Origin of the sequence: Thioclava nitratireducens (assembly GCF_001940525.2) — a bacterium.
Lineage (GTDB): Bacteria > Pseudomonadota > Alphaproteobacteria > Rhodobacterales > Rhodobacteraceae > Thioclava > Thioclava nitratireducens.
In genome coordinates, this window is sequence record NZ_CP019437.1 from 2,815,884 (window position 1) to 2,829,148 (window position 13,265).

A 13,265-nucleotide genomic window follows, 5' to 3' on the forward strand; every position below is an offset into this window, starting at 1 on the left:
GACGCGAGAAGCGCGAAAACGCGCCGCGATTGAGGTTTCGAGCGATGCCAAGCGACCCGCTGGTCTTTCTTCCCGGTTTCATGTGCGACGCGCGGCTGTTCTGGCACCCGCTGCAAGAGCTGTCTTCCGAGCGTTCGGTGATGGTGGCGCGGCTGCGCGGCACGACGATCGAGGAGATGGCACAGGCGGTTTTGGACGAGGCGCCGCCCCAGTTCGCGCTGGTCGGGCATTGGCTGGGCGCGGTCGTCGCGATCGAGATCCTGCGCCGCGCGCCCGACCGGGTGACCCAGGTCGCATTACTCGACGTCTCCCCCCTGCCCGAGATGCCGCAGATCGCCGCCGCGCGCGAAACCCGGATCGTGAAGGCGCTCACCGGGCGGCTCGACGAGATGATGCTGGAGGAAATCCCCGCCGACAGCCTCGCCCCCGATCCCGGCCGCGCTGAAATTCAGGCGATGCTGCTGGAGATGGCGGCAGGCTTGGGCGCCAACACGTTCGAGGCGCAGTCCCGCGCCCTGATGCGCCGCCCCGACCTGCAACGCACGCTGCGCGCCACGAAAACCCGCGCGCTGCTGATGTGCGGCGAATACGACAAGATCTGCCCGCCCCGCCGGCACGAATTCCTCGCCGAGCTGATGCCGCACGCCGAGTTCCGCCTGATACTCGGCGCGGGCCACCTGAGCCCGCTCGAGCAACCCGAGAAGATCACCCAGAACCTGCGCGACTGGCTGGAGGCGCCGTTATTGTTGGCGTGAAAACGCAACGACCTTCGGCGTTTCGACTTTCCGGGTCCCACGGCATTTCGGGAAATTCGTGCAGCCAAGAAACACGTCACCGGTCTTCTTGCTACGGCGCTCGACCATCGCGGATCCGCATCGCGGGCACCCATCCGTCGAAGCCTGCGATACAATTCGAGCCGCTCTGACGTTCTTGATGTGCTGCTGCGTGGTCCGCAAACCCCGCTCGAACCGTCGGCCTTCCAGCGCCTGACAAAGCGCCTCAACCTCACTCTCCGTGAGTACTACTTGGCGGGGAGACTTCAGAAAGTTGAGCATCGAGTTCCGTCGCCAGTGAACGCTGGGAGGAAACTCAGTTTTCGGAACCGCTCCACCAACGAAGACGATAACCCCGTGAACCTTGCTGCCGTCTACACCAAGACAGTCTTCAATCGCTTTGATGTGCTTGTAGTTTTGCCGCAGCGGATTCTGAAACTTGGTCTTTTTCTTATAAAGAACCTGCGTCCAATGGGATTGCCTCTCCGCACCGAATATCCACCCGCTCATGTTCTTGGTCTCAATAACGAACACGCCGCTCCGCGATATGAGGACATGATCGATTTGTGTTGTCCCGTCCTTCACGGGCAGGGTCACATCATCGAAGAGATGCATGCCCCCTTCTTCAGCGAGCTTCTCGAGCCCTTTGCTCACGTAAACCTCTCCGATGAACCCCTTGAAGCGTGGGGATTTTACGATCGCGACGAAGAGGAGGAGGAGAAGCACAACAGGGAAAAACAATGCGTCCATAATTTCGGTCTCGAAATATCAAAGTGATTTTCCGATCATGCGCCGAAACCAGTCAAAACGATGGCGATACCGCGAATAAAAAAGCGCTGCCGAAGCAGCGCTTTTCCAAAACTCTCGCATGGAGCGAGATCACCCCGCCTCGGCCGTCTTCACCTTCTTTTTCCGGATCGGGGTGACCGTCGCGGGCTTCCCCTTCCCGGGCGCCGGGTTGTCGGCGTTCTCGTCGATGAAATCGAGCACGAGCGGGCGGATGTTGTTGCGCCAGTGCGAGCCTGCGAAGATGCCGTAATGGCCTGCGCCTGGCTCGAGGTGCTGTTGCTTCATCGAATCCGGCACGCCGGAGCAAAGGCCGAGCGCGGCGACGCATTGGCCGGGAGCAGAGATGTCGTCCTTCTCGCCCTCAACGGTCTTCACCGCGACCTTGGTGATCTTCGAGATATCGACCATCTTGCCGCCGACCTCGAAGCGGTTCTTGGCGATCTCGAGGCCCTTGAAGATACGCTCAACCGTCGAGAGGTAGAACTCGGCAGTCATGTCCATCACGGCAAGGTATTCGTCGTAGAAGCGGTAATGCTTGTCGTGCTCCGATCCTTCGCCAGAGGCCTCTTTCCAGATCTTGTCCTGGAAGGCCTGCGCGTGCTTGTCCATGTTCATCGAGATGAAGGAGGCGAGCTGCATCAGGCCCGGATAGACCAGACGGCCCGCGCCCTTGTATTTGAAGCCCACACGCTGAATCACCATCTGCTCGAGCTGGCCCATCGTGACGCGACGGCCGAAATCGGTCACTTCGGTGGCGGCGGCGTCGGGATCGATCGGCCCGCCGATCAGGGTCAGCGTGCGCGGCTGCGCGGCGGGATCCTCGGCGGCGAGATAGGCGGTCGCGGCCAGCGCGAGCGGCGCCGGCTGACACACCGCGATCACGTTGGTATCAGGACCCATCTCTTTCATGAAATCGACAAGGTAGAGTGTATAGTCCTCGATATCGAACTTGCCTTCGGAGACGGGGATATCGCGCGCATTATGCCAATCGGTCACCCAGACATCGGCGTCGGGCAGCAGCGAGGCCACGGTGGAGCGCAGCAGCGTCGCGTAATGGCCCGACATCGGCGCCACCAGAAGGATGCGCCGCTCCATCGGCTCGCGGCCGTGGACGTTGAAATGCACGAGGCTGCCGAAGGGCTTGTTGAGCACCGTTTCGACCTCGACGAGGTGATCGCGCCCGTCCTCGGCGGCGATCGAATGGATGCCCCAATCGGGCTTGATCACCATCCGCGCGAAAGAGCGTTCCGTCACCCGGCCCCAGGCCGACATGATCTTGAACATCGGATGCGGGGCGAGGCCCCAGACCGGGTAGGACGCCATGGCGCGCGCCGAGGCGCCCATCCACTCGTTCGTGTTCCTGAAGGTTTCCATCAGGTCGTAGGACATGATCGTTTTCATATGCAACTCCTCGGGGCCGGCCACGCGCACACTCGGCAACGGAAACGCCGCTTTACCCCAAGACTGCGGCGATATTATGCTGGTTCAGAGGATAGGGAGGATTATCGTTCATGACAACCGAGGAGACGGACAAAATTGCTGCATCGCAGAAGATGCAGGAGAACCTCGCCCGCATCGAGGAACTGACAGAGCGGATGGTCGATGCGATCGCTCAGAAGCGCCCCGTGAATCCCGCCCTCGAAGGCCCCGGCGCCGATCTCTATTTCTCCTCCTCCGCGGCCATGATGAACGAATGGCTGGAGAAACCGTCAAAGATCCTCGAAGCCCAGGTGAATTACTGGGGTCAGGCGATGAAGCATTACCTCGAAGCGCAGGAGGCGCTCGCCAAGGGCGCGTTCCGCCCGCCCGAGGACACGGGCCCTTCCGACCCGCGTTTTGCCAACCCGCTCTGGGACAGCCATCCCTATTTCAACTATATTAAACAGCAATATCAGATCGCGGCGCAGGGCGTGCGCGAGACGGTCGACAAGCTCGAAGACCTGGATCCGGTGGACCGTCAGCGGCTCCAGTATTTCTCGCGCCAGATCATCGACCTGATGGCGCCGACCAACTTCCTCGCGACCAACCCTGATGCGCTGGAAAAGGCGATCGAGACCGAGGGCGAGAGCCTCGTGAAAGGGCTCGAGAACCTCGTGCGCGACATCGAGGCGAACCGCGGCGACCTGCTCGTGACGCTGGCCGACAAGGACGCCTTCACCGTGGGCGAGAATATCGGCACCGCCGAGGGTTCGGTGATCTACCGCAACCGTCTGTTCGAGCTGATCCAGTATACGCCGACCACCGAGAAGGTACACAAGACGCCGCTTCTGATCTTTCCGCCCTGGATCAACCGCTTCTACATCATGGACCTGAAGCCGCAGAACTCGCTGATCCGCTGGATCGTCGATCAGGGCTTCACCCTCTTCGTGGTCAGCTGGAAGAACCCCGACAAGAGCTATGCCGATGTCGGCATGGACGACTACGTGCAGGAGGGCTACCTCACCGCGATCGACGAGGTGAAGAAGATCACCGGCGAGAAGAAGGTCAACGCGGTCGGCTATTGCATCGCGGGTACCACGCTGTCGCTGACGCTGGGCCTGCTGAACAAGCGCAAGGACAAGTCGATCAACTCGGCCACCTTCTTCACCACGCTCACCGATTTCTCGGATCAGGGCGAGTTCGCGGTCTTCCTGCAGGACGATTTCGTCGACGGGATCGAGCGGCAGTGCAAGGCCGACGGCGTGCTCGACAGCTATTTCATGTCGCGCACCTTCTCCTACCTGCGCTCGAACGACCTGATCTATCGGCCTGCGATCCGCAGCTACATGATGGGGGAATCCCCGCCTGCTTTCGATCTGCTGTTTTGGAACGGCGACTCGACGAACCTGCCGGGCAAGATGGCGGTCGAATATCTTCGCGGCCTTTGCCAGAAGGACCGCTTCGCGCGCGAAGGCTTCGAGGTGCTGGGCGAGACGGTCAAGGTCTCCGACGTCAACGTGCCGCTGATGGCGATCGCCTGCGAGACCGATCATATCGCGCCCTGGGTCGCGTCCTTCAACGGGGTCGCGAAGATGGGTTCGAAGGACAAGAGCTTCATCCTGTCACAATCGGGCCACATCGCCGGAATCGTCAATCCGCCCAGCAAGAAGAAATACGGCCACTACACCTCCGAGGCGCCGGTCGCGAATCCCAACGAGTGGAAAGCGCAAGCCGAGTTTCACGAGGGAAGCTGGTGGCCGCGCTGGGGTGAATGGCTGGCCAAGAAGTCCGGTGCGATGGTGCCCGCACGCCAGCCCGGCGATGCCGATCACCCGATTTTGGCAGACGCGCCCGGCACTTACGTCAAAGAGATGGTAAAGATATAACCTTCCCGCTTGGGTTGTGAATTTTCTGCGGCGCAGCAATTCTTCTCTTGAAATGCTGCGCCGCAGCATGTATATACGTTGCGTAACCCAAAGGGCCCCGCCAACGTTCCAGACCACGGGCCCCAACCCAACGGAGCACTCACATGGCCAAGACCCAAGACTACACCAAGATCATGCAGGACATGATGGCGTCCTTCCCCGTCGACACCTCGAAATTCCAGGATGCGTTCAAATCGCAAGCTGCCCTCGGCGAGAAGATGTCGAAAGTGGCGCTTGAAGCTGCCGGCAAGTCGACCGAAATCTCGACCAAATGGACCAAGGGCACCCTCGACAAGATGGGCGACCTGACCAAGACCAAGGAAGAGCCCGCCGATTACGCCAAGGCGATGAGCGACTTCGCGTCGGCTTCCGCCGAGATGGCGGCCGAGAACATGGCTGCCTTCGCTGAAATCGCGAAAAAGGTTCAGATGGACACCGTCGAGCTGATGATGGCCGCTGGCAAGGACATGTCGGAAGAAGCGTCCGCCACCGTCAAGAAGGCGACCGCCGACATGACCGCTGCGTCGAAGAAAGCCGCAACGGCTGCGAAATAAGACCTCAACGCGGGCACCGGCCTCCTCCTCCCAGCCGGCCCTGCGTATCTCGGGCGCGCCTTCGCGGCGCGCCCTTTTTCTTTTATTGATTTTGGCAGCGCGGCGTCTCACAATCGCTGCACACGCATAATCCGGGGAGGATCGCATCACATGGCCGCAGACGAAAAGCCCTTGCTGATCAAGCGTTACGCCAGCCGCCGTCTCTATAATACCGAGACCAGCGATTACGTGACGCTCGAAGACATCGCGAAATTCATCCGCGAGGGGCGCGAGGTGCAGATCGTCGATCTGAAATCGGGCGACGACCTGACACGGCAATATCTGCTGCAGATCGTGGCCGAGCACGAGAGCCGCGGCGAGAACGTTCTGCCCGTCGATGTTCTGACCGATCTGGTGCGCTCCTATACCGGCGCCGCGCAATCGGTGGTGCCGCAATTCCTCGCCGCGTCTTTCGAGATGCTGCGCGAGGGGCACTCACAGATGCTCGAGAACATGAACAAGATGCCGAATCCGATGAGCTCGATGCCGGGTTTCGAGGCGCTGCAGGCGCAGCAACAGGCCTTCTTGCAGAACATGATGGCGGGCTGGGGAACCGCCGGCTCGTCCGGCCCCGCGCCGGACGGTGGCGACGATCGCGGCGAGCTGGACGCGATCAAGAAACAGCTCGCCGATCTGCAGAGCAAGCTCAACAAGATGTAAGGAGAGGCGCCCGAGAGGCGCCTTTTTCCTATCCGGCGCAAGGGGCGCTGCCCCCTCGGCGCGTCGCGCCTCACCCCCGGGATATTTTCGCCAACACGAAGGGGCAGCCGCCTCTGGTCCTCGCCTTGGTCGCAATATCCCCGGGGCTCGCAGGGCGGGGTCAGACCCCCCTGCGGCGTCTCCCCCACCCCCTCCCCATTGACAGCCGCGCCCTGCCCGCGCAAAAGGCTCTGGAACCATATATCCCGCAACCGGGCGTTCCGTGGGCGCCAAACCGACGAGGAGGACGACATGTCCCAGATCTCCCTCACCTTTCCCGATGGCAATTCGCGCGACTACGACGCAGGCGTGACGCCGGCCGAAGTGGCCGCCTCCATCGCACCTTCGCTGGCGAAGAAAGCGATCTCCGCACAGGTCAATGGCGCGCATTGGGATCTGCAATGGCCGATCCAGGAAGACGCGCAGATCGCCATCAACACGATGCAGGATGACGGCCCCGCGCTGGAGCTGATCCGCCACGACCTCGCCCATATCATGGCCCGCGCCGTGCAGGAGCTCTATCCCGGTGTGAAGGTCACGATCGGCCCGGTCCGCGACAATGGCTGGTTCTACGATTTCGACCGCGAAGAGCCCTTCACCCCCGAAGACCTCGGCGCGATCGAAAAGAAGATGCGCGAGATCATCAACGCGCGCGACGCCATCAAGACCGAGGTCTGGAGCCGCAAACACGCGATCGACCATTATCTGGCGACGAACGAGCCCTACAAGGTCGAACTGATCAACCGGATTCCGCAAGGCGAGGACATCCGGATGTATTGGCACGGCAACTGGCAGGATCTCTGCCGTGGTCCGCACCTGCAGCATACGGGTCAGGTCCCGGCGGATGCATTCAAGCTGACCCATGTGGCCGGCGCCTATTGGCTGGGTGACTCGAGCCGCCCGATGCTGCAGCGCATCTACGGCGTGGCCTTCAAGACCAAGAAGGACCTAAACGCCTGGGTCACGATGATGGAGGAGGCCGCCAAGCGCGACCACCGCAAGCTCGGTCGCGAGATGGACCTGTTCCACATGCAGGAAGAGGCACCGGGCCAGATCTTCTGGCACCCGAACGGCTGGACGATCTACACCGCGCTGCAGGACTATATGCGCCGCAAGCAGCGCGATGACGGCTATGTCGAGGTGAACACGCCGCAGGTGGTGAACCGCAGGCTCTGGGAAGCCTCGGGCCACTGGGAGAATTATCAGGAGAACATGTTCATCGTCGAAGTCGACGAGGATCATGCACGTGAAAAGACGGTCAACGCGCTCAAGCCGATGAACTGCCCCTGCCACGTCCAGATTTTCAATCAGGGCGTCAAATCCTATCGCGACCTGCCGCTGCGCATGGCCGAGTTCGGCTCCTGCGCGCGCTACGAACCTTCGGGCGCGCTGCACGGCATCATGCGCGTGCGCGGTTTCACGCAGGATGACGCACATATTTTCTGCACCGAAGATCAGATCGAGGCGGAAACCGAGAAATTCATCAAGTTCCTCTCGGGGATCTACGACGATCTCGGCTTCACCGACTGGCGCATCAAGCTGTCGACGCGCCCCGAAAAGCGCATCGGCAGCGATGAGAGCTGGGATTACACCGAAGCCGCGCTCGGCAACGCCTGTAAGGCCGCCGGTTACGACTACGAGATATTCGAAGGCGAAGGCGCCTTCTACGGTCCGAAACTGGAATTCGTGCTGACCGACGCGATCGGGCGCGACTGGCAATGCGGCACGCTGCAGGTCGACACCAACCTGCCCGAGCGGCTGGATGCGGAATTCGTGGGCTCGGATGGCGAGCGCCACCGCCCCGTGATGCTTCACCGCGCGGTGCTGGGCTCGTTCGAGCGTTTCATCGGCATGCTGATCGAGAACTTCGCCGGCAAGATGCCGCTCTGGCTCGCGCCGCGTCAGGTGGTCGTCGCGTCGATCGTATCCGACGCCGACGATTACGTGCTGGAAGTGACCTCGAAGCTGCGCGCCGCCGGTATCCGCGCCGAGGCCGACACCCGCAACGAGAAGATCAACTACAAGGTCCGCGAGCACTCGCTCGGCAAGGTTCCCTATATCTTCGCGATCGGGATGAAAGAGGTCGAGGAGCGCACGGTTTCGGTCCGCAAGCTCGGCGATACCCGCACCTCCACGGTGGCGATCGACGAGATCGTGGCACAGCTGATCACCGAATCGACGCCGCCCGATTTGCGCGAATAATCGCCAATTCAACGGCCTATCTCGAATTTTCACAGACCTGTGAGGGGCTTACGCCCCTCATGGAATGTCATTGCATTTTCGCAATTCTCGGAGAGACTTGAATACGCGTGTGTTACAGACTTTCCTACCGCCTCGCTTCTGAAAAAGGCAGCCGGAAGACCCGAAAGAGACTGGCTGCACGGCCCGGACGCAATATCGCGCCGGGAGACTACGAAGGAGAAGACGGTAATGGCCACTGGCACCGTGAAATGGTTCAATTCCACCAAGGGTTATGGCTTCATCGCGCCTGACGAAGGCGGCAAGGACGTGTTCGTGCACATCTCTGCTGTCGAACGTGCGGGTCTCAAGGGGCTCGATGACAATCAGAAGATCCAATATGAGCTGCAGTCGGGTCGCGACGGCCGCTCCTCGGCATCGGATCTGGTCCTGCTCTGATCGGGCGATCGGACGGCAAGGATTTGGAACGGCGCGCATCACGGGGTGCGCGCCGTTTTTCTTTTGTCAACGTTAAGCGCGCAAGGGCGCCGTCAGAGCCATTCGGCCTGTGTGGCCTTCGCCCAGCCCAGCGTCAGCTTGTCGCCCTCGCGGATCACCGGGCGCTTCATCAGCGCGGGATGTTCGCCCAGCAGAACGGCGACAGGCTTTTCGCGCTCACTCTCGGGCAGATTGCGCCACGTCGTCGATGCACGGTTGACGATCTTGTCGCCGAACGCGCTTTCGAATTCTGCGACCTCAGCCGCCGTCAAAGGCTCTGCCCGCACATCGCGGAACTCCACGTCGCGCCCGGCCGCTTCCAAGGCCTTGCGCGCCTTGCGCACCGTGTCGCAGGTCGAAATCCCATAAACGATCATATCCCCTCCTCCAGCGCGCCGTTCTCCAGGTGCAACACACGGTCCATCTTGGCGGCGAGCTCCATGTTATGCGTCGCGATCAGCGCCGACAGGCCCGTCTCGCGCACCAGCCCCATCAGCACGTCGAACACCGTGTCCGAGGTGGTCGGGTCGAGGTTGCCGGTAGGCTCGTCGGCCAGCAACAGGCTCGGCCCGTTCGCGAGCGCCCTGCAGAACGCCACACGTTGCTGCTCGCCACCCGATAGCGCCGAGGGGCGGTGATCCATCCGGCCCGCCATACCGACGCGGCTCAAGAGGTCCTTGGCCCGCTCTTCCGCGGCCTTGCGGCTGACGCCATTGGCCAGCTGCGGCAGCACGATATTCTCCACCGCCGAGAACTCCGGAAGCAGGTGGTGAAACTGGTAGACGAAGCCCAGCTTCTCGCGCCGCGCCGCCGTGCGTTTGCCGTCGCGCGCGCCGGTCAGATCCTCGCCATCGATCAGCACCCGACCGGAATCGGGCGTGTCCAGCAGCCCCGCGATATGCAGAAGCGTCGACTTGCCCGCCCCCGAAGGCGCGACCAGCGCCACGACCTGCCCTTTCGGAATGGTCAGATCCAGACCTTTGAGCACCGTGATCTCGTTCGGCTTGCCCCGGTTGTAGCACTTTTCCAGCTGTTCGCAGATCAGCACGTCATTCATAGCGCAGCGCCTCCACCGGGTTCATGCGCGCGGCACGGCGCGCCGGGAAGATGGTCACGATGAAGCTCAGCGCCAGCGACAGCGTCACCGCCTTGGTCACGTCCCAGGGCTGCAATTTCGCGGGCAGATGGTAGATGCCGCGGATCGACGGATCCCATGCTTCGCCGCCATTGAGCCAGTTTACGAAGCCCATGACGTGGTCGATATTCAGCGAGAACAGCACCCCGATCGCCAGCCCCGCGAGCGTCCCGATCACCCCGGTGAACGCGCCGCAAAGGAAGAAGACCCGCAGGATCGAACCCTCGCTAAGCCCCATCGTGCGCAGGATGCCGATGTCGCGGCCCTTGTTCTTCACCAACATGATCAGTCCCGATGTGATGTTCATCGACGCGATCAGCACGAGGATCGAGAGGATGATGAACATTACGTTGTCTTCGACCGTCAGCGCGCGCAGGAAGCTCGACGATGCGTCCTTCCATGTCCACAAAAGCGTGCCCTTGCCGCTCGCATCCATGATCGCGGGCTCCCATTCGGCGATGCGCTCGGGATCGGCCACGTCCACGTCGATCTCATCGACCCCGCCCTCGCGGTTGAAGAAGCTCTGCGCCTCCTTGAAGGGCATATAAAGCCGCGTCTGGTCGATGTCGTAACGCCCGGCCGAGAAAACATAGGAGACCTTGTAGGCGTTCACGCGCGGGCTTGTGCCCGACGGAGTCTTCGCCCCATTGGGCGAAATCACCTTGACCGTGTCGCCCACCGTCACGCCCAGATCGCGCGCCATGCCGATGCCGATCGCGATGCCTTCACCGTAATTGTCGATATCGCCCTGCGCATCTTCGGAATGCGCGATATTGGGGATGTTCTTCAGATCCGAAAGCGCCAGACCGTAGACATCCGCCACGTTGGAACGATCGCCGAAGCTGACCATCGCCTGACCGCGCACCGCCGGCGCGGCGCTCACCACGCCCGGGATCGCCTTGATCCGATCGGTGCGCTCGGCATAGTCGCGGATCAGCTTGGAATAGACGCCCGAGCCCTCCGCCACTTCCATCGGTGCGGAATAGACGGTGATCTGCGGATTCGAACCGACGATGGTCGAGACGAACTCGGCGCGAAAGCCCGCGCGCACGGCCAACGTCGCGATCAGGGCGGCCACGCCAAGCGCGATGCCGATCAGGGAAATCCATGTCATGACCGAGACGCCACCTTCGGCGCGGCGCGCGCGCAGGTAGCGCCATGCGATCATGAACTCGAAACGGGAAAACGGGGCAGTGCGTGCGGCCATCGGCTCCATCCACGAAAATTCGGCGCAAGCTGGCGCGGCGGGGTCGAAAGGTCAAGCCTGCGCCCGGTCATAGCGGCGAGAGCGCGCCTCTTCGGCTTGGTCGAAATATCCCGGGGGCGCCCGGAACGGGCGGGGGCAGAGCCCCCTATTTGCAGCCCAGCGTGCCGGGCACATCCGCCAGAAGCGGTGCCATCGCCTCGGCCAGATCGGCGGGGTAATCGATCTGCACCGAGGCAAGCACCGCCTCGCCCGCGCACTCGAGCCGCTGCGTCTTGCGCAGCGTCACCTTGCCGAACACGTCCTTGGAGCGGATCGCAAACCCGTCTTCGGTCATCTCGTCCGACAGCACCGTATCGCCATCGAGCAGGATCGTGTGCAGGAGTTGTTCATGCGCGGCCGTAAGGTCCGCGCCCGCATCGGCATGGGCACGCAGCGCGACATGGGCGGTCTTGTGCGGGTCGATATCGGGCGCGGAGAACAGGATGCCGCCGCCCGGCATCTCGTCCGACGTCCAGCCCTTCGGCACCCTGGCCGAAATACCGAGCGCATCGCTCGACCACGGCACGAGACCTTGGTCGGCGCCCTGCCCCTTGCCTTCGGCCAGAGCGGGCCCGGCGAGCAAGCCCGCCGCGACCGCGCTGGCGGCAAGGATCAGATCAAAGCCCTTCATAGATGCCCACGATCTTCTCGACCGCCTCTTCAGCCGGCATCTCCTCGCTCTCGCCGGTGCGGCGGCAGGTCAGTTCAACCTTGTTGGCCGCGATCCCGCGCGGACCGACGGTAATGCGCCACGGCAGGCCGATCAGGTCCATGGTGGCGAATTTCGCGCCCGCGCGCTCTTCGCGGTCGTCATAGAGCGGGTCGAGCCCGTGGTCGAGGAACGCGCGGTAGAGCGCCTCGCAGGCGCTGTCGCAGCTGACATCGCCCTGCTTGAGGTTGACGATGCCAACATGGAACGGCGTCACGCCCTCGGGCCAGATGATGCCCTTGTCGTCGTGGTTCGCCTCGATCAGCGCGCCGACGAGACGGCTCACGCCGATCCCGTGGGAGCCCATATGGACCGGCACCTTCGCGCCATCCGGCGTCTGAACGGTTGCGCCCAATGCCTCGGAATATTGCGTGCCGAAATAGAAGATCTGGCCGACCTCGATCCCGCGCGCGACGCGGCGACGCTCTTCGGGGACCTCGTTGAAGACCGCCTCGTCATGGGTCTCGTCGGTGCGGGCATAGCGCGAGGTGAATTCCTCCAGCACGCCCTGGCACTGCGCCACGTCGTCATAATCGATTTCGCGGTCGCCGAAGGTCAGATCGGTGATCTCGCTGTCGTAGAACACCTCCGACTCGCCCGTTTCGGCCAGCACGAGGAATTCATGGGTGTAATCGCCGCCGATCGGGCCGCTATCGGCGCGCATCGGGATCGCCTGCAGGCCCATGCGCTCATAGGTGCGCAGGTAGCTGACGAGGTGGCGGTTATAGGCGTGCAGCGCGTCTTCCTTCGACAGATCGAAGTTGTAGCCGTCCTTCATCAGGAATTCGCGGCCGCGCATCACGCCGAAGCGCGGGCGGATCTCGTCGCGGAATTTCCACTGGATCTGATAGAGCGTCAGCGGCAGCTGCTTGTAGCTAGAGACATGGGCGCGGAAGATGTCGGTCACCATCTCCTCGGCGGTGGGCGAGTAAAGCATATCGCGGCCCTGCCGGTCGGTGATCCGCAGCATCTCTTCGCCATAGCCGTCATAACGGCCCGACTCGCGCCACAGATCGGCCGATTGCAGCGTCGGCATCTGGATCGCGAGGTGGCCGGCGCGCGCCTGCTCTTCGTGCACGATCTGCTCGATCCGGCGCAGCACCTTGAAGCCCATCGGCAGCCAGGAATAGATCCCGGCCTGCTGCTGCTTGATCATACCCGCACGCAGCATCAGCCGATGCGAGGCGATCTGCGCCTCGGCGGGGGTTTCCTTGAGAACGGGAAGAAAATAGCGGGACAGGCGCATGAGCGGTCCTTCGAGGGTTGGTGTCAGACGTTGCGTTTGGCCTAGAGGAAACGGG

The 13,265-nt window shown here is 62.4% G+C and carries 13 protein-coding genes; 6 read left to right on the forward strand and 7 right to left on the reverse strand.

The genetic code is table 11. The annotated features are described in order from the left end of the window. The first annotated feature begins 44 nt into the window (after positions 1–44). The gene (locus BMG03_RS13390) at positions 45–755 is read left to right on the forward strand and encodes an alpha/beta fold hydrolase (RefSeq protein ID WP_075775509.1); all 711 of its coding nucleotides are present in this window, start codon (positions 45–47) and stop codon (positions 753–755) included. On the opposite strand, the gene BMG03_RS13395 is transcribed toward BMG03_RS13390, so the two are convergent. Both BMG03_RS13395 and phaZ read right to left on the reverse strand, forming a co-directional pair. Further along, a complete protein-coding gene (locus BMG03_RS13395; RefSeq protein WP_075775510.1) occupies positions 741–1,523 on the reverse strand; it encodes an NERD domain-containing protein in 783 nt (260 codons plus the stop codon). The two genes, BMG03_RS13390 and BMG03_RS13395, sit on opposite strands and share 15 nt — an antisense overlap. A gap of 129 nt (positions 1,524–1,652) precedes the next feature. After that, complete coding sequence (phaZ, locus tag BMG03_RS13400; protein ID WP_075775511.1) at positions 1,653–2,963, reverse strand: polyhydroxyalkanoate depolymerase; 1,311 nt, start codon at positions 2,961–2,963, stop codon at positions 1,653–1,655. A gap of 110 nt (positions 2,964–3,073) precedes the next feature. Here phaZ and phaC point away from each other — a divergent pair, with 110 nt between their 5' ends. The 5 genes from phaC to BMG03_RS13425 all read left to right on the forward strand — a co-directional run bounded on the left by phaC (position 3,074) and on the right by BMG03_RS13425 (position 8,835). After that, positions 3,074–4,867 carry a class I poly(R)-hydroxyalkanoic acid synthase gene (phaC, locus tag BMG03_RS13405; protein ID WP_075775512.1) on the forward strand — a complete coding sequence of 598 codons (1,794 nt, stop codon included), beginning with the start codon at positions 3,074–3,076 and terminating at the stop codon, positions 4,865–4,867. A gap of 143 nt (positions 4,868–5,010) precedes the next feature. Next, positions 5,011–5,460 carry a phasin, PhaP gene (locus BMG03_RS13410; protein ID WP_075775513.1) on the forward strand — a complete coding sequence of 150 codons (450 nt, stop codon included), beginning with the start codon at positions 5,011–5,013 and terminating at the stop codon, positions 5,458–5,460. Positions 5,461–5,610: 150 nt separating this feature from the next. Further along, complete coding sequence (phaR, locus tag BMG03_RS13415; protein ID WP_075775514.1) at positions 5,611–6,159, forward strand: polyhydroxyalkanoate synthesis repressor PhaR; 549 nt, start codon at positions 5,611–5,613, stop codon at positions 6,157–6,159. Between the two features lie 291 nt (positions 6,160–6,450). Next, a complete protein-coding gene (gene thrS, locus BMG03_RS13420) occupies positions 6,451–8,400 on the forward strand; it encodes a threonine--tRNA ligase (protein WP_075775515.1) in 1,950 nt (649 codons plus the stop codon). Between the two features lie 228 nt (positions 8,401–8,628). After that, positions 8,629–8,835: a cold-shock protein gene (locus tag BMG03_RS13425; protein WP_075775516.1), complete on the forward strand. Its 207-nt coding sequence runs from the start codon at positions 8,629–8,631 to the stop codon at positions 8,833–8,835. Between the two features lie 92 nt (positions 8,836–8,927). On the opposite strand, the gene BMG03_RS13430 is transcribed toward BMG03_RS13425, so the two are convergent. The 5 genes from BMG03_RS13430 to proS form a co-directional block, all read right to left on the reverse strand. After that, positions 8,928–9,251 carry an arsenate reductase family protein gene (locus BMG03_RS13430; protein ID WP_075775517.1) on the reverse strand — a complete coding sequence of 108 codons (324 nt, stop codon included), beginning with the start codon at positions 9,249–9,251 and terminating at the stop codon, positions 8,928–8,930. Further along, a complete protein-coding gene (locus tag BMG03_RS13435; protein ID WP_075775518.1) occupies positions 9,248–9,931 on the reverse strand; it encodes an ABC transporter ATP-binding protein in 684 nt (227 codons plus the stop codon). The genes BMG03_RS13430 and BMG03_RS13435 overlap by 4 nt, the downstream gene beginning before the upstream one ends. Then, entirely contained in the window at positions 9,924–11,216 is a 1,293-nt protein-coding gene (locus tag BMG03_RS13440) for a lipoprotein-releasing ABC transporter permease subunit (RefSeq protein WP_075775519.1), read from the reverse strand. Before BMG03_RS13440 ends, BMG03_RS13435 begins: the two co-directional genes overlap by 8 nt. Before the next feature lie 145 nt (positions 11,217–11,361). Next, positions 11,362–11,886 carry a hypothetical protein gene (locus BMG03_RS13445; RefSeq protein ID WP_075775520.1) on the reverse strand — a complete coding sequence of 175 codons (525 nt, stop codon included), beginning with the start codon at positions 11,884–11,886 and terminating at the stop codon, positions 11,362–11,364. Next, complete coding sequence (gene proS / locus BMG03_RS13450) at positions 11,873–13,210, reverse strand: proline--tRNA ligase (protein ID WP_075775521.1); 1,338 nt, start codon at positions 13,208–13,210, stop codon at positions 11,873–11,875. Before proS ends, BMG03_RS13445 begins: the two co-directional genes overlap by 14 nt. Positions 13,211–13,265 lie beyond the last annotated feature (55 nt).